The following is a 22,197-nucleotide window of genomic DNA, read 5'->3' as shown; positions in this document are numbered from 1 at the left end:
AATAACAGTTTACAGACTTTTTATAGATAAAAAACCTCCTTGATTTCTCAAGAAGGTTTCGTGTATTTTGCAATTGTATGTTCTTAGTTTTCTAAGAAATCTTTTAAAATCTCTTTTAAGACGATGGTATCATTTTCTGTATTACGAATCAGTTTGCCGTTTTCATCACATTCAAACTGCGCATAATTAATTTTCATATAACGAAATCTTTTTTTCAGAACCGCTTCTTTTTTTAGCTCGTCATAATATTTTATTTGCGTGATTCGTGCTTGTTCTTTTTCATCTAATTCTTCAAAAGGTTTATTATTTTGAAAAAACTCAATGACTAATTTTAAATTCTCGTAATAGGCATCTAACGGTAGTTTTGTGCGTCCTTTTCCTCTTTTGTGAAGGTTACCTACTAACGTATCAAAAGTGTGTTTTCTTGACGCTTTTTTAGCTAACAATTCATCACACAAGTCTAATAGATAATTTTCATCACTATTTTTAATATCCAATATGTATTGCTCTTTTTTAGAAATCTCAGGAATTACTTCTTTTGGTGTATATTTTTTGCCTTTTCTCACCAAATACCAATACGTATTTTCAGCTCTTCTTTCAGCATGTACCGAAGGTATTTTATCAAGTTGTTCCTTTTGATCTAATCTGCGAAGTACTTTTCGCATTGGAAATCCTTTTTTTACATCTTTTTCAAAGATACCAGCTTCCACTAATGCGGGCATAATTGCTTTTACAGGAATCCAATCAACCGTGGGATTTGTATCAAAATACTGCGTTATTACTTCATTTATCTTTGCTATACTTTCATCAGTCATACCGAGTGTATTTTACTTATTTACTCTTATTTTATGGCTGCAAATGTACTCTATTTTGGCTTCTTTTTACCTATATATCACTGTAAATTATAGATGTAAATGCTTGCAAATTATTTCTGCGGATATAAAAAGTTTACTATTTGGGAAATCACACCTAAAATAATTGAAGAAGCTTCTTTTTTGGTTGATTTAAAACTAAATAAGGTTTTTTCATGCGAATTCGTTACTTTTAAAGGCGAACACTTTTTCTAATTCTAAAAGACAGCTACTTTGAAGATTAAAAAATTATGGAAACGAGTTTTATTAGGGTTAATTTTAGTTCCAATTTTAGTCTTAGGAGGTCTAATATTATACGTTCAGAGCAATCAATCTGACATCATTAAAGGAGAAATTGCAAAACTAAACAAAGAACACAAAGGTCTTATTAGTGTTGGTAAAAGTGAATTATCCCTTTTTGGTAACTTTCCATATATCTCTGTAAAGGTATATGATTTGCAAATTTTTGAAACAAAAGAGGACAATGCGCCAGTTATCATGGATGTAAAAGATATTTACATTGGTTTTAACTTTTGGGATATTGTAAATGGAAATTATGACATTCAATCTTTAGTCGTTGAAGATGGTATTTTTAACATTGTTATTCACGAAAATAATACTACAAATATTCAAAATTCCTTAGCGAGTACTTCTGATACAGAAACTCCTGCTACAAATATTCATTTAAAAAAGATTAAACTTAAAAATCTAGATATTCACACGTTAGATGAAGCCACCAATACAGATGTTGAAAAATTCATCTATACTGGCACAGGTGGTTTTAGCCGAAAAGACAGTATCATCGCTGGGCATATAGATACAGATTTTGAATTGAATGTGATAAAAAACAGAGATACAACCTTCATCAATAAAAAACATTTTGAAGTCCATACAGATTTAATATTTAATGAGTACACTGGTATTCTTGATATTCAACCTTCAGGTATTGTCATGGAAAATGGTGATTTTGAGTTAAAAGGCTCCATAGATACAAAGAATGATGTAGATCTCGATCTTTCCATAAAGGGAACAAAACCCAATTTTGATATGTTTATTGCTTTTGCGCCAGCAGATGTAATACCTGTATTGGAAAAATATAGAAATGCAGGGGAAATCTATTTTAATGCAAGTATCAAAGGAGCTTCTAATAAAGGAAATAGACCTTTTTTTAATGCTGATTTTGGGGCTAAAAAAGCTTTTTTAGAAAATACTGAAAAAGGAAAGAAGATAGATAATATGGGCTTTGAAGGTCATTTTACGAATGGCGAAAATAGAGATGCTAGTACCATGGAATTTTCATTAACAGACATGACCGCTTCTTTGGAAAAGGGAGAATTTAAAGGCTCAATTCTTGTGAAGAATTTTGAAGCACCAGAAATTGATATGCAAATAGATTCTAACTTTAATCTGAATTTTATTGCAGCTTTTTTTGAATTGGAACAAGTCCAAGGTGCCTCTGGACAAGTTTCGCTAAAAATGAATTTTCACGATATTGTTGATATTGACAAGCCAGAAACAGCTTTGCAAAAACTCAATCAAGCATATTTTGCACAGTTGAAGGTGAAAGACTTGAGTTTCAATGCCAAAAATCTTCCCGTTCCTTTGGACACCTTAAATGTAGATTTGGTAATGAATGGCAAGGAAGCTACACTGAAACGATTTGATTTGTCAATGGGCAATACAGACCTTTCTATCAGCGGTTTTCTATCGGACTTACCTGCTATCGTACATCATACCAATATTCCAATTGAAGCACATTTTGATGTTACTGCGAATAACTTAGATATTGCACAATTGACAGGGTATTCAGCACAAGATTCAATCCAAAAAGGAATTGATGAGCAAGTAGAAAATCTCAGTTTGGGACTTTCTTTTAAAGCTTCTGCGAAAGATTTTACGGAATCTAAGTATCTACCGAAAGGCGAATTTTTTATCGATAGTTTATCCGCAAACTTAAAACATTATCCACATAAACTACATGATTTTCATGCCGATGTACTAATTGATAGCCTAGACTTGAAGTTAGTAGATTTCACTGGATATATAGATGATAGTGATTTTCATTTTAACGGACGTATACACGATTATGCCTTTTGGATGCAACCCGAACTTAACGGTGATGTAGACTTAGATATCAATCTTACTTCTACTAAATTACGGTTGGAAGATGTTTTTTCGTATAAGGGAGAAAATTATGTTCCAGTAGCCTACAGACATGAAGAATTTGATGATTTGACATTGCATTTTAACGCTGGTATGCATTATAAAGATTCGTCTTTGCATTCCATCGATCTGGCTTTGGATAAATTAGACACAAAGATGAAATTGCATCCGCTTCGTCTTCATGATTTTAAAGGAAACATCCATTATGAATATCAACATGTGATGATCAAAGATTTTCATGGGGAAATAGGAACTACTAATTTTAATTTTGATTTAAATTATTATCTAGGAGATAATCCTCAAATAAAGAAAAGAGATAATTACCTAGCAGTAAAAGCAAATTATATTGATTATGATGCGCTTTTTAATTTTGATTTAAGTCCAACAAAACCAACAGCAGTTGTTGCTTCAAAAACTGCCGATGTAACAGCACATGCCGATGCCTTTAATTTGTATGAGTTGCCATTTACAGACATGCGATTTAAAGCTGATATTGCCCATTTTATTTACAATAGAATTGATCTTCAAAAGATCAAAGCAGATTTAAGAACAACTCCTAACCATTATATTTATATAGATACCTTACAGATGAATGCTGCAGGAGGAACAATTCAATTGAGTGGATATTTTAATGGTAGCGATCCAAAACACATTTATATGCAACCGAATTTGGTGATGACTAATGTTGATTTGGATAAATTGCTGTTTAAGTTCGAAAATTTTGGGCAAGATCATCTCGTTTCCGAAAATTTACAAGGGAAACTTACCTCTAGGATTACAGGAAAGATTAGAGTATATCCTGATTTGGTTCCTGATTTGGATCAATCCACTATAGAGATGGACGTAAAAGTATTGAATGGTAGATTGAAAAATTATGATCCCATGTTGGCGCTTTCAGATTATATAAAAAATAAAAACCTGCGAAACATTCGGTTTGATACTTTACAAAATAGCTTGAATATAGACAAGGGAAAGATTCATATTCCTTCCATGACCATCGAATCTACTATAGGACACATAGAGTTGTCTGGTACACATGATAGCAATCAAAATATCGAATATTATTTACGAATTCCTTGGAAAACTGCACGAAAAGCTGCCTGGCATAAATTATTTGGACGCAAGAAAGATACCATTAATGAAAACCAAGAAGATGAAATTGTAGAAGTAGATACTACCAGAAGAACACGGTATATCAATGTAAAAGTCAAAGGAAACATAGATGACTATAAGATTTCATTGGGTAAAAAGAAGAAGAAAAGAAAATAGATATAGCTCAAGTAACCGAAGGAAAACTTCTTGATTTCATTTTGCTTAGCATATATTTTTTGTTTTAAGTTTCCAAGAAAGTTTTAAGCATAAAAAAAGACACTTCGTTTGAAGTGTCATTTGTCTTAGTAGCGGGAACTGGACTCGAACCAGTGACCTTCGGGTTTATGAGTGGAAAAGTTCAAGTTTTAGTTGATTGATTATCAAAATATTAAAAAAATATTCATTTTCAAAACCCTGACTTTCCATGCTTTTCAGGTACTTCAAAAGGTACTTTTTATTTTCGATTTATCAAGGTTATTCAATAGAATAGCCTTCATAAATTTATTGGCGGAAATGTACTTTATTTTGGTTTTATAATGCATAAATATTTGTGTGAATTGCGTGGATGGATTTATATTAAATATTACTTAAAAAAGATAACTTTCAAACAATTACTTTAAGAGGCACTAACCCATAAACTGTGTAAGTTTTAAAAACTCAGGATTGAATTCAATCCGTAAACACTCCGTAGTCTACATATTGTGACATTGGTAAAGTGATTTTAGTTTTACATCATGAAAAAAAATCACAGAACTAAATCGGAGATGTATCCATTAATAGAAGGTTTTGCTAGTAGTGGAATGAAATTAGACGCCTATTGCAAGGCTCATAAACTTAATTATTATACCTATCGTTATTGGTTACGTAAATACAAATCAGAAAAGAAGCAAGATTCAGTTAAAGATTCTTCTAATTTAAACTTCATTCCAGTGAAGGTTATGGTTCCTGAAATCAAGGAAGAAACATTACAGATTTTCTATCCTAATGGAGTTCAAATAGCAGTATCTAGAGTTTTAGACATGGAAGGATTATCAACCTTAAAGAAACTAGTATCATGTTTGGATTAGGTATTAATCATGATTTTCATTTATACAGTAAACCAACTGATATGCGAAAAAGTTTTAACGTATTATGTGGATTAATCGCAAAAGATTTAGTGACTCCAGCTAGTAATGGAACTGTTTACATATTTAACGTGAGTTCGACTTAACTTATTCCAATATTTGGGAGCATATTAGTAATTTTGATAGATGGTTTTTTAGGTATAAAACTATATGCTATTAATCCACAGACCAAGTTTGATATAAAATTATCTACCGACCTATGTCTTGTATGCTCAATATAACATACATTTTTTAAGATGTCATTTACAGATTCAATTACAGCTCTTTTTCTTAATAGTACTTTATCCATAAAATCCATTGCTTTTTTCTTCATATTCTTTCTCACTTTTGTTATTAAATGAATTCCATCTACAAATAATTTTTCAAATAAATCTTTTCCGAGATAGCCTTTGTCTCCATAAATTTTACCAAATATTTTATCATTGAATGATTTGTTTCTAAGAGGTTTTCTATCATCCACATTCCCTGGAGTAAGCATAAACTCGACTAGTTCACCTTTATCGTTACAGACAAGATGTAATTTAAATCCATAAAACCAACCTAAGGTTCCGTAACTTTTTTGAGCTAAACCAGCAAACACTTTATGTTGCTTTTCTCTTTTATAGTGACAGGATTTCAACGTAGTAGAATCTATAAATGAAATGCCAGTACAACTACCCAAACAATGCATTTTCATAAATACTCCTAGTGGTTGAACTACTTTTTTTTGAAGTTCAACAAAACGATTGTATGAAACACAATCGGGGAACTCATTACGCATATGTTTACACACATGATTTATATAGAAGTGCTTCAGATTTCGGTAAGATTTGAAATGAAAAATAACTAAAATAGTCATTACTTCTGCATCAGACATTTTACGCTTTCTTTTGCGTATTTTCTTTTTATTTGGGTCAAGAAGACTGTTTTTGGTAACCAAATCGTTATATTCTTTACTAAAATCGTCTAAAAGACAAAATATTTCAATAATTTTATTGTCAGTAATCATAGAGAAGTTCTTATTATTAGCTTGTTATTCAGAATATTAAGTTAATGATTCCTTCTCTATTTTACAAACAATTAAAACATCTTCTTAAGTCGAACTCACGTTATTTATCAATAAAGCTAGAGATAAGGTCAAGTTATTACATTGGCAAAACGGAGGATTTGTATTGTATTATAAGCGATTAGAGCAAGGGCGTTTTGAGTTGCCAAATTACGATCCAGAAGTTGGAAGTATTGGGTTAGATTATTCGCAGCTCGTATTATTAATAGATGGAGTTTTCATTAGTAATTTGCAACGAAAAAAACGATACGAATTAGCAGTATAAAGTAGCTTAAGGCATTGTGATATCGAAGTAGTTTTCGTATTTTTAATCCGTGGAAAAACAGACGGAAACACTTATAAATCTTGATGATTATGTTCCTAAAAGGAAGTATGATGAGCTACTAGGAAAAGTTACCCATTTAGAGCATCAACTACTAGAACTCAAACGTCTTATTTTTGGCACTAAGAGTGAACGTTTTATTCCATCGGAATCTAATCAACTTGGATTATTTACAGAAGTAATCTCAGAAGATGTTCCAGTATCAGAACAAAAACAGGTGAGTTATAGCAAAACTATAACCAAAGAGAAGAAACATCCTGTTCGTTTACCATTAGCTCCACACTTGCCAAGAGTTGAAGAAGTTATTGAGCCAGAAAATATCATAGAAGGTAGTGTTAAAATTGGAGAAGAAATCACAGAACTATTGGAATACACTCCGCAGAAAGTGTATGTTCGAAAAATAGTTCGTCCTAAATATGCATTACCAAAGGACTCAGGAATTAGTATTGCGGAGCTACCAAGCTTAATCTTACCTAAGTCTAATGTAGGAGCTGGGTTATTAGCGCATATTTTTGTCAGTAAATTTATTGATCACTTACCTTTCTACCGTCAACTACAAATATTAAAAAGACAAGATGTTGTTATTGCATCAGCAACCATATCTGGCTGGTTTACTAAAGCGTCCCAGCAGTTGGAAGTATTGTATAAAGTTCATAAACAATTAATATTGCAATGTGACTATCTTCAGGCAGATGAATCAACAATCAAAGTACAAGACAGTCATAAAAAAGGGAGTACTCATAAAGGCTATCATTGGGTATTACATGCTCCAGTAGAAGGATTAGTACTTTTTGAATATGCACCTAGTAGAGCAGCAGAAGTTCCAGAAGTACTATTACAAGAGTTTAGAGGAACATTACAAACTGATGGATATACTGCCTATAAAAAAGTGATTGAAAACTATGGCTTAAAACACTTAGCATGCATGGCACATGCTAGAAGATATTTTGAAAAAGCACTTGCTAATGATAAGTCAAGAGCCAGTTATGCATTGGAGCAAATCCAAAAACTCTATAGTGTAGAACGAAAAATAAAAGAGCGTAATCTAAACTCGAAAACGATAACACGTTATAGAGCATTATGCGCTAAACCTATTTTAGATTTATTATACACTTGGATGCAAGATCAGTACACTAAAGTACTTCCTAAAAGTGCTATAGGAAAGGCACTTACTTATAGTCTAAAATTATGGGAGTCACTTATTGGTTACATCGATAATCCAGTATATTGCATTGATAATAACCTAATAGAGAACTCAATACGCCCTTTAGCCCTAGGTCGCAAAAATTACCTCTTTGCTGGCAATCATAAAGCAGCACAAAATGCTGCGATGATGTATTCTTTCTTTGCTACTTGTAAAATCAATGATGTAAATCCATATCATTGGTTGCATGATGTCTTTAAAAGATTACCAGAGCATAAAGCCAATAAATTAGAAGAATTACTGCCACAAAACTGGAAAAACAACAGTATCGAAAACTGTTAAGAAAATGGCGTTTTAGCAACAAAATCTTACGGAAGCTGAGAATCCAGTAAAATCAGACACTAATCCCATAGCTAGAAAAACTTACTCCGCTGCCTCTCAATAATTTACAAATAAACATATCTAACTTTATGTAAAATAAAACATCTAATCCTAGACGTAGAAGACCGAATGCTTACTTTTAAATTTACAATTCGGATTCTAATAACTTACTCGTGAACGCCACTAGTAAATACTAGCGGGAGCGAGGGAAAAAATATTTGTAAAATGTGTCTGTAAAAAAAACTATTTTAAAAGTAAAGAGTAACATTGAATAAACAACATTACTCTTTACTTCAAGTTTTTAATTATCATCAAATTCCGTAACCACCTCATTTTCAGAATCCGTTTCTTAAATGAGACACATTATTTTAAAATAGCTATGGAGATAGCAGTGCAATGTTTCATTCATAAGATTCATTTTCAATATTAAAATTACTCGTAAAGTTATAGCACTTATTTTCAGAAACATCACATAATGTCCAATTTTCAACTGAATTTCCTTCATTATCATAATATGTTAAGTCACAAAAAACATCTAATGTCTTTTTACTTTTAAAATTTATCGAAAAGTCGCCAAAATTATTTATGATTAAATTATTAATAACATCTCCATTAAGGTTATTCATTTCTTTATTATATCTTGAATTTATATCTGTAGAATCTTCATTAGATCCAGTTAAAACTTTATTTATTATTGATAACCTCCAAGAGCAATAGATATAAAGAATATATTGTTTTTCATTTGACTTTATTTCTAGTAAAACAATAGAGCCATTACTTCCTCCTTTTATTATATTGGTAATTCTACCATGCTTAATAGTATTTAATATTTTTTTAATCATAATCACATTAGATAATCTCCTCTTAAAATAATACCTTCAATTTCTGCTCGAGAATAATTCTGACCTGTAATGCAGTCATGTAATTGTCTTTGTTTCACTCGGCTCAACCCATATTTTTTCACTAGACTCGTTACCTGCTCATTAGCAGCTCTATTATTACCCATCTTTGGTTTGGTATGCTTAGATCGTGATACCTTGTCAGATGTCTCTTTTATAGCATTTCGTAAAAGCCTTCTAAAATCATTCCGTGTATTTAGATTACTACTTGAAAAACCTCTTGGAGCTGCTCCTCCAGTGGCTCTAGACGCATTTGCAGAACTACTCCCGTTAAAAGATGGTTTTGCCCCTCCAATTGGTGTTGGTAGTCTTGTTCTACCAAGAAACATAGCTACTATTAATCCTCCAAATCTTTGATGGGAATTGTATGATAAAGACCTCAAAGCACCATTGCTTCCATGGCATGCCATACAACCAATCCATTGTCTACCATCTGAACCAGAACTATTCCATGTTCCAAAATCTCGAGGTAAAATCACATCAACTTCAGAAAATGTACCAAGCCCTGCTGGACGAACAGAAGTAACCATTAAATGTGAATTAATTCCATTACTTATATGATTTGACGGTAAAGGTCCATCCAACATTCTGTACATTGCTGCATCAGAAATAAGATGAGAAGCTCTATCATTATAGGCATCTGTATCCCAACCTTTATCTCCGCAAGTCCAAGTAGCTCCTTCTATATCTGTAATTGTATCTCCTACATTTCCTTTACCACAATCTACAGTATTTCCGTTTTCATCTTTTACAAAACAACCTCCATCTGGATCAACTCCGTTTATTGGATTATTTCCCATACCTAAATATGGACTAAAATATTGATTATAAGGGTCTGGGCTCAACCATCTTCCAATCCTACTATCCCATAAACGTAACTCAAAAGCTTCCTTCCCTGTTTCAGTATCTTTTTCTTGTCCTTGATACGTATACCGATAATTTCCATCCGTCGTATTACGGTTAGGCATTGGCATTCCAAATGGATAATAATCTGTTTTATTAGTTAAAGATAGTTTTTTCTAAATTCTACTGCTTAAAAAATCATTATGACCCTAAAACAGTAGGTTTTGAAATTATAAATCACTGATACATAATTACTAATATTGTTCCCACCAATGCTACCTAACTTATTTTCAAATGATTAGACAATATGTTTGTTATACAATTTATTTGGTTGCTTAATAAAAAGAATCATAGCAGTTGTATCTTTAACAAACACTTTTTTTTCAAAATATTTTTTATGAGTTTCAATTTTTAAGTTAAAAGAGTCTATCCCTACTTTTGTTTTATAAAATAAAGTTTCTAAAATTTGTCCTTTAATATTTTTCACCCCAGTCTTATGAGCATAAACTCCAAACCAAGTTTTATTTGGAGTATCTCCAAAAGTATCCAGTTTCGTTTCTAAATCGGAATACTTATTTTCAATGATCACATCTAAAATTCGACTCGTAGCTTTATTATGACTAGAATTATAATAAAATTGACCAATATTTTTTCCAAGCTTAATAGTGTCAGGTAATTGAATTGAAAAAAACGAACTACTTTCTTTATCTATTGATCCATTAGTTTGATAATAAAAAACTTGATTACTAAGAATAGAATCATTAATTACTTTATATTGAATTTTACTTTTCAATTTACCTGATCTTTCATAGCTGAGCCACCAATTAACTTTTATTTTATTATCTTTTAATATCCCTTTTTCTTTAACTCTACCGTTTTTATGATAAAAAAAAACTGTATCTACAATATTTCCTTGAAAGTATTTCATTTTTTTAAATAATTCTCCAGTATTGTAGTATTCTTTGTAGTAACCATTTTGAATACCATTTTCATCAACTTGTACTTCTAACTTTAGTACTCCGTTAGAATAATAATTCTTTATAATTTTATCATCTCTACAGGAGATAAAAATTATAGCGATTAAAAAAAAAGCAATAAAATTTTTCATAATTAATTTTTCCAAAATGTTTTAGAATTTCTGTATTGAGACTTATGACTTCTTTTAGTAGAATCTATTTTTTGATCTACCTCTGATTCTTTTATATTTTTATATGTTCTAGTTATTGGAAATGAATCAGTCGTTTTTGTTGGTATGTCATGATTATATTGCATAACAGTAACGGTTTTGGTATATATTATTTCCTTTTGTGGAAGTAGCACTGGTTGTAATTTTAACCCATGCTTGATGCCGCCCCTAGCTACCTTGTAGGTTCTATGAACAAAATAAGCTATATTCGGTGCACCTCTCCAAGTAGTTATTCTTGCACCACCACCACCAGGGATTAGCCATTCTCTCATATCATATACCTCAGTAACTTTTTCTCCTGGTTTACGCTTTCTTCCAAAATCTTCTGTACCTCCACCAGTACCCCACATATAAATTCCATTCATTTTTATATCTATACTAAAAGAACCACAAGTACCGCAATCCAAATCATCAAAAATCATGGGTTGACTTTCCATCATTCTTTCCATTTTTTTCATATTAATTCCGACAATTACTGCATCATCCAACACTGCTATTTCTCCCAAAACAGTCCATCCTAATGTTTCGTCATAAGTCATTTTCCCATATTCAGGATGATCAAACGTATCATTCTGATTCGCATTATCAGGACACTTTGTACATCTACCATCTGGATCAATAACAGTTACAGGGTTATTTCCCATGCCTAAATATGGACTGTAAAATTCTCCTGCAGGATCAATAGTTAACCATCGACCAATACGTGCATCCCATAACCTTGCTTCAAACGCCTCTTTCCCTGTTTCAGCATCTTTTTCTTGTCCTTGATAAGCATAACGGTAATTTCCATCCGTTGCATTGCGATCTGGCATTGGCATCCCAAACGGATAGTAATCTGTTTTGCTAGTTAAAGATAGCGCATTGTTTCCATCTTTCATAATTACCGCTCGTACATTCCCTAAATGATCGGTCAATTGATAAGCATATACGCCTTTATCTTCTAAAGCATTGTCTCTGTAAAAAACACCTAATCTACTTGCTCCATACACAGGTTGCTCCGTGAGTGCTAATCCACCATTTCGCCCACTACTTGCTCGATAAACCGCCATGGTACTACCAGCCACATCACGTACATAAATGGTTTTAGAAACATTTCCAAAGCCGTCATACGATTCTTTACGGACACGATGTCCACGATCATTGTAATAAATTGCTAAGGCAGGTTTCATCGTTGCTTGCAAATGTAAATTATCTATTTCAAAACTTTGATGTAGTTTACGAGTTACTCCTGATGGTGGTGCTATTGTTCCTTGAGTTCCGTTGTTATCTACATCTATTTCTAAGTAGACTTTTTCGCCTGCAGCAACAAATTCAAAGTGTACTTGTTCTAAATGTCTATTACAATACGCAATATTGTTTGGCGAAATTATAATTTCTTGAATTAATGTTCCGTCTTCTTGCTTGAGTCGAACGATGGCTGTTGCCGTTATTGGCGTTGTAGTTTGTTTTATTTGCTCTTGTAGTATAAATAAATCAAAATCTAAACTGTGGTACGTTCCTGTCATTGTTCTAAAGGAAGTACTCGCCATAAATGGGTTGGGAGCACTTGCTAGATTGGTATGGAAATTAAACTGCAAACGGTTTTGATACGGATTTGTTTCTCCATCAAAATCTGTACAATACGTTGGAATAATATCATTGTTTCCTTGTATTGTTAAACTACCTCCTGTATCAACTTGATCAGGTTGATTTGCAAACGATATTCTGGCACTTCCGTCCATCACATTCCATCCATTTAAAATTGAAAGTCTAAAAGCTCCTTCATAATCGTTTTTAAATAACGTATAGAATTGTTGTGTATTTTGATCACTAAAACTGTTTATTTTAGTTACCAAGCCAGCAGCATTGTATTCGTAATTAATTTTATCTTGCTTGTTTACAACCAATTGACCTACACTATTGTATACATAGTTCGCATCTTCTGTCGCGCTACTTGTGTATTGATTTTTTAAATCGTTATAGCGAATGGCATCTGTATTGTCATTTTGATCTTCAACTGCTACTAATTGATTTGTATTTGGTTTGTAATGATAGGTAAAGTCATCCATGTTATTTGTTCCTGCGCCATCAGTGTATCCGTTTCTTTTTAAAGTTTTGATATTTCCATTGGCATCATAGGTAAGATTATTTACATCATAATCCGTTCCGCTTCCTTGAAAATCTGCCCCAGTAAGCCATTGATTTTTATTGTAGTTATACGCATAGCCACCTGTAGTATTTCCTTGGGTTTTCCACTGTGCAGCTTTTATATTACCATTAAATTGATCTGTGGCATTGATTCCTGTATTTGTTATTGGCGTTGGTGTTCCTGTTCTTATATAGTCTCCATTATAATAATCAAGTTGCATTCCGAAAACATCTCCCACAAAACCGTTGTTTCCATCGCTTCCAGGATCACTGTTTGCAGATACATTAGCATTATTGATGGCTTTGAGTTGTCCTGCTAGGTTGTACACATAATCGATTCCCTGTAAATTTTCCGCTAGTTCTACTCTGGTTACTTGCCCTGTTTCATTGTAAATGTAGCGCGCTTGTTCTTTGTAAGTGATTGAAGTACTTGTCGGAGTTATTGGTCCTGTATATGGTGTTCCTGTATGTACAACGATTAACTGTCCCGCTTCATTATAGGTGTATTTATGAATGAAACGTTCACTTTCTTTTTGACTTTGATAATCTACTTGCACTACTTGCCCAGTTACATTATCGTATTGGTAAGTAATTGTTTTTAAACAATCCAAACCATCTATATCTTGAACAATCCAGCGCACTCTTCCATACGCATCATAGCTATACCAAGTGGTTGCTGTTTCTGGGTTTTTGGTATATGTTTTGGAAACATTTCCAGCTACATAGGTTTGCTTGAATGATTTTTGCGATAAACCACATTCTCCCATCCTTTGAATTAAGTCTGCATCAGGCACATCATATAATGTAAAGTGTTGCTCATGACAATTGATATCATTTAGTCCATCTAGCGCATCTACTAAACTTTCCGCTGAATAAAAATCATACAATTTTAAGTCATTAAAACCATTGTTGTCTAATCGAATACTGGCATCTACGACCAAGGTTCCTGTATAGTAATGCTGTGCTATTCGCAAAACTTGATCATTTTTTTTATAGTAGACCGTATTTCCTATTCTTTCTACTGATAAGATATCAGAAGTCGTTAAAGTATTATCGTGTTCTAAATAGATATTATCAGGATTACGGATAAAGTCTCCATTTTCTAATATGTATAGCTTATTTTTGGCTGCATATATTCCATATTTCATAGCGGTAAACGACGGAGTCGTTACGTTATCCATTGGATCGGATAGTCCAACAATAATATAGTTACTTGATGTGTTATTTGTTTTAAAAGTAATTTTCCCATCACCTATGAGTTGTTCCTGTGAATTGAATCCTGCTTGCCAATATGCATGACCAGCTTCTTTTGTATAAATAGTATTTCCGCCAAAAGAGCTTATAGTCACATTTTGTATATGAGTTGGAGTAACGGTTATTCCCGATATATTTCCACTGGTTGAAGTATCTACATGAAATGGGATATCTTGACCTTTATATACACCACTTTCTACTGGACGCCCTAGTTGGTCATAATTGGTATATGAAAAATAATTATTCTCAGCTTGCTTGCTGTTTTGAGAAAATCTAATTTGACCGTCTTTTCGATATTTAAAACTTGCGTTTCCTTCATCAGGACTTGTTGCATTTTGCGTTTGCCCTAAAGAATTATATGTATAGGTGCTTTCTAAGGATGCTCCATTAGGTTGGGTAGATTTTAATAACCTTCCTGATCTATCATAATAGTTTAACGTGTAATCATAATAATTTACGGTATGTGTAATACGAATCGGATTGTACTCATCATACACATAGGTATCAAGATCAGCTACAGCTATTCTGTAAAACCCTGCTGATAGATTTGCACTAGAACTAGTTGTATTTACAAGATTTTCTGTTACTAAATTATAGATATTTAATGATCTTCCTCCAAGATTTTGAACAGATATTCCTGTACATCCTACAGGAATATGAATATCTACAAATCCCAGCTCTTTAATATCAACCGTAGTATCGATAGGATTTACAACAGACCCTTCCTCATTTCCACTTCGTGCAGCAGCTAGTGTATTACCATCAGCATCTGTAAAAACAACTGATTCAATACCATGTATATCTCTACCAACAGATTTTGTAATTATTTTATTGTTGTAACTTGGGTCAGCAAAAGCCAATGAACTCCCTAATTCTTGACCAGCAGGCATAGAAAAACTATAGCCTTGTTTCCATTCTCCATTAATTTTATTTCCGCCAACTACTTTTTTTACTTGACCTGGGTTCATGGTACTGTAAACAGCTTTAGAAAAAGGATAACTTGTAATATCTTGATACGGATTCGTAGTATTTTGAGTACTGTAATAACTGCCCAGTGGTGAAGTTTCTGATACGCTTCTTGGATTTTCACTAAGTGAAGTTGTATCAAAATCTAATGTACTGTAATCTGTTCCAAAACTGTTTTTTATAAAACCTGTCGTTTTTTCAAAACTAAATCCTGAAGGAGCACTTAACGTTTGTAAAGTCGATCGCCCGTGATAGTCATATAATGTTTGTGAAGTCCATACTTTTCCTGTTAGAATATCCCAACTTTTAGTCTCAGTAGGTTTACCTAGATTATTAAAAAATGATACTCCTTTAGAGCCTGTCTGCCCGTCTAACTTGTAAGATATCGAACTTATCCAATTTGAGTTTTGCTCATTTGTTGGTGTTGGTGGTTGCTCTTGTGCACTAAGAAATAGCACCGAGAACAATATTGCTAAAGTTATAATTTTATGTGTTATATACATTTTCTTAGCTATTTTATTTTTTTGTTATTTCATTTATATTGTAAACCTTACTGATTTTTCCTTGCGCATCTTTCTCTACTACATTTCCATACACAGCATATTGCTCATGATCACTATTTGTTGGCAATACTAAACTCTGATCTATTGTACTAGTAGCACATTCTAAATAAACATTCAAAATAGGAGATTCATAAAAATTACCTGTTTCTGTATCAATTACTTTGTACTGAAAAATATAATAATTCATATATTGATCTTTACAAGTTCCTGAGGGAACATAAAAGTGAGGTGTACAAAATATACCTTTTGAATTCACTACTGTTGTATAACTTGACCACTGTTCATGTAAAGCATCATACACTTTATATTGATACTCGTAATTCTCATGTTCAGGTTTAATTACAAATGGACGAAATGTGATTTTTGAGTTTTGAGAGCAAGACTCATAGTTTTCAGATATTTCGATATCCACCCATTTCACTTCGCTAACCTCAAAAATACAATCAGAAATTATTATTTTATCTTTCTGTATCGTGGATGCCCCAGTTGAAAGATCCGTTACCTTTACTTCAAGTTCCCATACTTTGTCATAAGAATTATCCTTGTCATTACAGTAGGCAACCGCAAAAGGAATAGCCTGCTTGGAAGTTCCAGTAACAAAATCAGAATAGGAATTGTTACTTGTATCAGTGAGCCATCGCCATTGATAATTATAGCTTCCTGAACCATTTTGTGGAGTTACTTCAAATAGGCGCGTATAGGCTCCGTTTTCAACTTCTTCCAATGATGCGCTTAGACTCTCTTGTGAACTTGTAGCAGCTGTAGCAGCACAACAACCACAATCACTATCATCCATACCTTGGTAATGGTACTTATTTTGACTCGTGATTTTGAAACCGCCTGTAAAATCAGAAGTAGTAGCTACTTCACTGTAAGTAGCACATAATCTTCCTGCTTTGTCATAGTCATATTTTGTTCCTAAGTTATTTCCATTTAAAATATATAGAAGTTCATCTGTATTAATATCGTACACATAACTGTTCATACTAGCATATATAGGATGCATACGGAAATCATCAAAAATCATTAATTGTCCTCCGAGACTTTCTGTTAAGTCTTGACTTGAAGTAATAAAAACTTCAACTGGTGCATTAGGTACTATATCTATATAATAATTCAGTAGTGTCCAATCACCAGCAATAACATCTTCTCCATCATTTCTATTAATAGCTATGCCATTTTGCATGAGGCGAACATTATTTATGGCTTCATTTTTTAAATTGTATGCCCAAAAAGAAACCTTATACTTTCCTGGTCTAAATGTTTTGGAAAGATCATAATGATCTGTTCCTACATCACCTGAAACAACGAATCCTTTTTGATTAGAACTCGAAATATTTATTGCATTGTTCCCTGTATGGGTCTGTTCAGAAGTAACATATTGTGCTCCTCCAACTTCTCCATCAAACATGGTTGCATTATAGATATGTTCTGCACCTGAATAATACATTTCAGAAAAACGTGCATTTCCACTAGCTACTACATATTTATCGTCATCCGCTAATTTAGAAGATGCAAAATTACCATTGATATCTTTTGTTTCTATAGGCGAAGACCAATGTGTATATCTTGTAACTTCTGAAATGTTTTGCCATTTTTCACTTGTTGGCGATCCTGTATTCCAATCAAAATAATCGTAGGTATGATTTATAGTTGTAGAAAATGTTCCGTTAACAGGATCAACACTTTCTTTCCAAACGAAATTTTTATGTTTACGCCAAACATCTGTTTGCTGTGTTTCATTTCCTAAAGCATCTCTATAATTCCATGTGTCATTCCATGTACTAATAGTTGCTCCCAAAGTTTTGTATAGAGAGACATTATCGCTTCCAGCCCATGAAACCGTTTCCATAGCTCCTTGTGTAAGCATATGCTTATTAAGTGGATTATCTACTTTTGACCCCATAGCAGGATATTTTTTATATGCAGGAACTTTATCTGTTCGTAAATATGAACCATCTGCCAATTGAGTCGTTTGAGTTCTAAAGGCTCCTGTTTGCTCATCAGCATTACTGTAGTTTTCTGTAGTTTTTCCAAATTGAGAATACGTAGTTACACTTTCTAATACCGAACTATAATCAGTTCTAGAAGATAATGATAACAATCTTTTTTCAAGGGCAGGAAACTCATCGTCTGCATTTGCTCTAAATATGGACTTCATACTCTGAAAAGATTCTGTAGCACTTCCTCTGTTAGAATAATATGCTAAATCAGCTCCACTTCGATAGTTATTCTCAGTTTTAGTAAGCATCTGTCCATGAATATTGAACTGCTCAATACTTCTAAATTTCCCTACCAAAGATGTATTTACTTTTAAATGAATTTTCTTTGCATATACTTTTTGGTCAGCGTGTAGTAAAGCGTCAGGGTGTCCATTTGCATTTTCTACTTCAGCGCTAAATATTTCCACATTTTCATCATCATACATCGTCAAATTAGGATTAAAAATATCGTATACCGGCTTTAACGTATGAAACCTATATCTAGTTTCTCCTAAAGAAACTCCTTGAGACGATTCTGATTCCATAGTTACATATTCATACATGACACCTGCCCCAGGTAATTCTGATTGATATGGAATAAATTTTAATCCATTGGTTGGAGAAAATGAAGTAATTCCTGAGGAACGATAAGTACCAATGTCTTTTTGTTTTTCTGTACCAGGATTGTTGTAATAATAATTAGTTACATAACTATTGTTACTTTCATCATTCATCGTAATAGATTTTACACGTATTCCTCCTCCTGTTTCTTCCTTTGGAACTGTATTTGCTATAAGCTTGTAATTAATATTCATTGTCCATGTATACGCGGGATGTGACTGCGGACAATCTTCATTGGCATATAATCCAGAGTTTTTTACATCTCCATTGTAGCTGTTATTTAGACTGAACCAACTTGGAGTTGTCCACCAACCAATATGATCATCTGAATTGACATATTCTACACCTGCATCAGCAATAAATTGTAGTTTCAAGCTAGTCTGTGTTGCCTGAAGTACTTCTACAGGCTTATTAATATTAATTTTTACATTCCTTGAACTTCTTCTATTTAAACAACCAGACATATTGAGCTGTGTTTTATCACCTACTGTAAAGTATTTGTCAAAATCTATTTCATAATTGAGTCCTGTGATTTTTCGAACATCTAATACAACTGAGTATTGAGTCCCGTTTCCACTTATATCAATTGGATCGAATTTAAACTCTAGCTCATCACTATGTACTGACCAGTATTTTCTTGAAAAGGCTTCTGTATGATAATCATCTTCCTCGTATGCAAACGCTAAACTACTTCCTGTTGGAGTCGTAATTGTTTCTAAACTCCAATTATCTGGACCGTGTGAAGTCGCATATTGTGGGTAATATTGATTATATAATGCTTCATAATTAGCATCGCCTGGTACTGAGTTGTGTGTTAATCTTAAATATTCTTTTAAATAGTATTGTTCATCAATGAAGCCCCACTCATCTTTTGCTTTTTTAACCTTCTGGTTTACATTTTCTTGATGTCCAACAGGATAACTAAAGTCTGTTCCTTTGTAATCAAATTTATAAGAAGGCATATATGAATATAAATCTCTTCCTAAAAACTCTACTTCTTTTAACGTCAATCTTCCTTTATCTAAATTTCCTTTTTCTCCCGAATTAGCAATTGAACTTGGAGAGTTTTTTGCTAATTCATAATTATATTTTAACTGTATTGTTTTAGTAGCTTTTGAGTAATCAAAATTTGCAAAATCAGTCACATCATATACATCACTCTCACTGTGTATATTAAAATTTGGGTAATTCCCATATTCAGCATAAAAACCTCCTGAACCAATAGGAATTCCATAAGGAGCCATCGTTGCTCCTCCTGCATAGTAAGAAGGTTTGTAATTATCATCTTTTATATACCCTGGAAGATTTTTAGTATTTAACGAAGTGTTTCCGTTTGATTTGGATACATTATCAAACTTTGTTGGAACTACTACAATTTTATCTAAGAATAATTGATATTCTCGCTTATACTCAATTCCTGGCTCATATACCCATGGAGAATTCCCGTTTCCAGTATCATCATCAACTTTTGGAGCTTTTGTATAGGAATAAACGTATTTATCACTTGAAGGATCGTTTGAAGCATTATCATCGTTATCTCCATGTGCACCCGTAGCATCGTAACGGATATCTTTTACAAAATAAGCCGTATGCGTTTGAGAAACTACTTTGTCTAAATAGTATAAGTCTTTACGACCATACTGAAAGTTTCCAAAGTCTTTATCGCCAATTTCCTTATCAATATTCGTGTGAAAATTAACTCCGTTGTATGGGCTTCTCCATACATATCCTTCTGACCATTTTCCATGATCTAATCGAACCCAATACCCATAATCTCCATGATCAGGGTACTCCCGATTGGTGTCATTTTTAATATAATCGGGTCCCGTAATTGCAGTTAAGAGCCAATGTGTAGCAAAAGGTGTAAATTGTCTTTTTTCATTTACATGATCACCTGAGCCATCTTTAAGATTACTTCGCTCTACTCGTTCATAATTATAAACTGGAAGCGAAAAATGATATGTTTTTCCGTCAGGACTAGTAATTTTATATCCTCCGATACCATCATTATCATACTGAGCATTATTTCTCTGAACGTTTGGTAAACTCTCAGGAGCCATCAAGCCATAAGCTTGTCCATTTCGGATTTGCTCATTTGTAAAAACTTCTACATAATTCCCTGAACGTTTACGCTCGTTATCTATGTTTCTTCCTGTAGGTAAGTAATTTTGTAAAGTCTTCGAAGATGATGTGCTAAACGAAAAATCATTTGTATAATTCAATGGATCAATTACTGTATTTTGAGTAAAATGACCGTTAAAGTAAAAATCAAAATTATTACCAAGTTGTTTTTGAGGTAAATAATCTGTATTTCCCGAGACACTGTTATGATAGTAAATTCTCATCTTATCATCTTGAGCACTTTGTCCTTGATTAGGATATTTTCCCTTGAAACCTAAGCCAAATAAAGTAGCATTTTCAAAAACCCTTGGTTGCATTGCTCCTGAAATTCCTGTGGCATTTACCTCATAGGAATCATAACCAGCAAAAGAGAAGTTTAGTTTTTCTTTATCAGTTCTATCATCAGCTGCAAATTCTTCTTCTAACTGAGGAAGTGTTTGATCATACATATCTCCATAAACAAATCTATTTTGATGATCTCCAAAATTGTAAACACTAGGAATCTCGCTATTTACAGAATTATCTGTCGCAGCTGCTTCACCTGCATATAGTAGTCCATAGCCTTGTTTTCCATAGCCTTTACTTAAAGAATAGGTTACTTTTTGATATCCGAAGCCAAAACTAAAAATTCCTACTTGAATAGGAACAAAGAATCCACCACTTCTAATGTCATAATCTCCTGCCGAATAGTTTCCGATGGAAACTCCACCACCACCAGCAGTTCCTTGCTTGGAATTTTTACGATTACTAAATCCGCCAGATATAGAAAAAGAAGTTCCTGCGTCTGATAAACTCACTCCCATACCTAAGGTCATATTTCCAGATCTTCCTCCAACACTTAAACCGACTGAAGGTGCTCCACCGTTAATTGTCCCTGAGATGGAAAGTCCACCTCCAACACCTGGAGTTGTTTTGGTGCTTCCAAAACCACCACCCACTCCTAGTGAATAACTTAAATCAGTAGAAATACTTGCACTTGCAAACATAAATGATCCAAAAACAGAACCACTTAAACTTTTATTAGAACCCCACGAAAGTCCAACTCCGACTTCTGATGTTTTAGGTAATCCAATTCCAATATTAACATTGTATATTTCTTCTGAGTCTTCAAAATAGATAAAATCTAATGCATTGGCATTCTTCCAATCATCAGGAGAAGCGCTAACACCCCGGGCAATTGCTCCTGTGTTGATATTCCATCCTAATCCTGTCCAAGAAGATTCCATGTCAAGTGGGATTCCTGAATGATAAGAAAGTGTTATTGGGAACTCACCAATATTTATAAGCGGTAGCACATAAGCTGTGTCACCCGTTGATAGATTTACCATATCCGTAGCCCCAATAGGTTCAAACCCTGAAGCCTCGGGTGCGTTTGGACCATTGTTATTTGCCATCACATAATTATTGGGGATTATGCTAGGTAAAAATACAAATAGCAATATAAATGCTATTAATCGCTTTGAAAAATCAATTTTCTTGTATTCTTTTCTCATTTTTTATTATTTATGCAATA

The 22,197-nt window shown here is 33.1% G+C and carries 11 protein-coding genes and 1 pseudogene; 5 read left to right on the top strand and 7 right to left on the bottom strand.

The window, feature by feature from the left end; genetic code table 11:
* Positions 1-83: 83 nt before the first annotated feature.
* Complete coding sequence (locus ACQ654_RS17985) at positions 84-815, bottom strand: hypothetical protein (protein WP_430411725.1); 732 nt, start codon at positions 813-815, stop codon at positions 84-86.
* Positions 816-1,085: 270 nt separating this feature from the next.
* Between ACQ654_RS17985 and ACQ654_RS17980 the strand changes: the two genes are divergently transcribed.
* The 3 genes from ACQ654_RS17980 to tnpB (ACQ654_RS17970) all read left to right on the top strand — a co-directional run bounded on the left by ACQ654_RS17980 (position 1,086) and on the right by tnpB (ACQ654_RS17970) (position 5,316).
* Positions 1,086-4,283: an AsmA-like C-terminal region-containing protein gene (locus ACQ654_RS17980; RefSeq protein ID WP_430411724.1), complete on the top strand. Its 3,198-nt coding sequence runs from the start codon at positions 1,086-1,088 to the stop codon at positions 4,281-4,283.
* 557 nt (positions 4,284-4,840) lie between these two features.
* Positions 4,841-5,173 (top strand): IS66 family insertion sequence element accessory protein TnpA, encoded by a 333-nt coding sequence (tnpA, locus tag ACQ654_RS17975; RefSeq protein ID WP_430411723.1) that lies wholly within the window; start codon positions 4,841-4,843, stop codon positions 5,171-5,173.
* Entirely contained in the window at positions 5,161-5,316 is a 156-nt protein-coding gene (tnpB, locus tag ACQ654_RS17970) for an IS66 family insertion sequence element accessory protein TnpB (protein ID WP_430411722.1), read from the top strand. Before tnpA ends, tnpB (ACQ654_RS17970) begins: the two co-directional genes overlap by 13 nt.
* Here the strand turns inward: tnpB (ACQ654_RS17970) and ACQ654_RS17965 are convergent.
* Positions 5,313-6,218 (bottom strand): IS982 family transposase, encoded by a 906-nt coding sequence (locus ACQ654_RS17965; RefSeq protein ID WP_430409813.1) that lies wholly within the window; start codon positions 6,216-6,218, stop codon positions 5,313-5,315. The genes tnpB (ACQ654_RS17970) and ACQ654_RS17965 overlap by 4 nt on opposite strands.
* Positions 6,219-6,324: 106 nt before the next feature.
* Between ACQ654_RS17965 and tnpB (ACQ654_RS17960) the strand changes: the two genes are divergently transcribed.
* Together tnpB (ACQ654_RS17960) and tnpC are read left to right on the top strand one after the other, a co-directional pair.
* Complete coding sequence (tnpB, locus tag ACQ654_RS17960) at positions 6,325-6,540, top strand: IS66 family insertion sequence element accessory protein TnpB (protein ID WP_430413036.1); 216 nt, start codon at positions 6,325-6,327, stop codon at positions 6,538-6,540.
* Between the two features lie 49 nt (positions 6,541-6,589).
* Entirely contained in the window at positions 6,590-8,083 is a 1,494-nt protein-coding gene (gene tnpC, locus ACQ654_RS17955; RefSeq protein ID WP_430411721.1) for an IS66 family transposase, read from the top strand.
* 440 nt (positions 8,084-8,523) lie between these two features.
* Here the strand turns inward: tnpC and ACQ654_RS17950 are convergent, their stop codons facing one another.
* The 5 genes and pseudogenes from ACQ654_RS17950 to ACQ654_RS17930 all read right to left on the bottom strand — a co-directional run bounded on the left by ACQ654_RS17950 (position 8,524) and on the right by ACQ654_RS17930 (position 22,177).
* Entirely contained in the window at positions 8,524-8,964 is a 441-nt protein-coding gene (locus tag ACQ654_RS17950) for a hypothetical protein (protein ID WP_430411720.1), read from the bottom strand.
* A 2-nt stretch (positions 8,965-8,966) separates the two neighbouring features.
* Positions 8,967-9,998, bottom strand: a pseudogene (locus ACQ654_RS17945) (RHS repeat-associated core domain-containing protein); the annotation flags it as partial.
* A 164-nt stretch (positions 9,999-10,162) separates the two neighbouring features.
* The gene (locus ACQ654_RS17940; protein ID WP_430411719.1) at positions 10,163-10,987 is read right to left on the bottom strand and encodes a toxin-antitoxin system YwqK family antitoxin; all 825 of its coding nucleotides are present in this window, start codon (positions 10,985-10,987) and stop codon (positions 10,163-10,165) included.
* Positions 10,975-15,900 (bottom strand): RHS repeat-associated core domain-containing protein, encoded by a 4,926-nt coding sequence (locus ACQ654_RS17935; protein WP_430411718.1) that lies wholly within the window; start codon positions 15,898-15,900, stop codon positions 10,975-10,977. The genes ACQ654_RS17940 and ACQ654_RS17935 overlap by 13 nt, the downstream gene beginning before the upstream one ends.
* Positions 15,901-15,913: 13 nt before the next feature.
* The gene (locus ACQ654_RS17930; RefSeq protein ID WP_430411717.1) at positions 15,914-22,177 is read right to left on the bottom strand and encodes a hypothetical protein; all 6,264 of its coding nucleotides are present in this window, start codon (positions 22,175-22,177) and stop codon (positions 15,914-15,916) included.
* Between the last annotated feature and the right edge of the window lie 20 nt (positions 22,178-22,197).

The organism is Kordia sp., from assembly GCF_965283645.1.
Classification (GTDB): Bacteria; Bacteroidota; Bacteroidia; order Flavobacteriales; family Flavobacteriaceae; genus Kordia.
Note: the sequence above shows the minus strand (reverse complement) of the source record. Positions and strands in the feature narration are given on the sequence as shown.

What these genes read in the sequence shown, in the direction of transcription:
- ACQ654_RS17965 (WP_430409813.1), bottom strand. Translation starts at nt 6,218, where the DNA reads ATGATTACTGACAATAAAATTATTGAAATATTTTGTCTTTTAGACGAT.
- ACQ654_RS17935 (WP_430411718.1), bottom strand. Translation starts at nt 15,900, where the DNA reads ATGTATATAACACATAAAATTATAACTTTAGCAATATTGTTCTCGGTG.
- ACQ654_RS17985 (WP_430411725.1), bottom strand. Translation starts at nt 815, where the DNA reads ATGACTGATGAAAGTATAGCAAAGATAAATGAAGTAATAACGCAGTAT.
- ACQ654_RS17930 (WP_430411717.1), bottom strand. Translation starts at nt 22,177, where the DNA reads ATGAGAAAAGAATACAAGAAAATTGATTTTTCAAAGCGATTAATAGCA.
- tnpB (WP_430411722.1), top strand. Translation starts at nt 5,161, where the DNA reads ATGTTTGGATTAGGTATTAATCATGATTTTCATTTATACAGTAAACCA.
- ACQ654_RS17950 (WP_430411720.1), bottom strand. Translation starts at nt 8,964, where the DNA reads ATGATTAAAAAAATATTAAATACTATTAAGCATGGTAGAATTACCAAT.
- tnpA (WP_430411723.1), top strand. Translation starts at nt 4,841, where the DNA reads ATGAAAAAAAATCACAGAACTAAATCGGAGATGTATCCATTAATAGAA.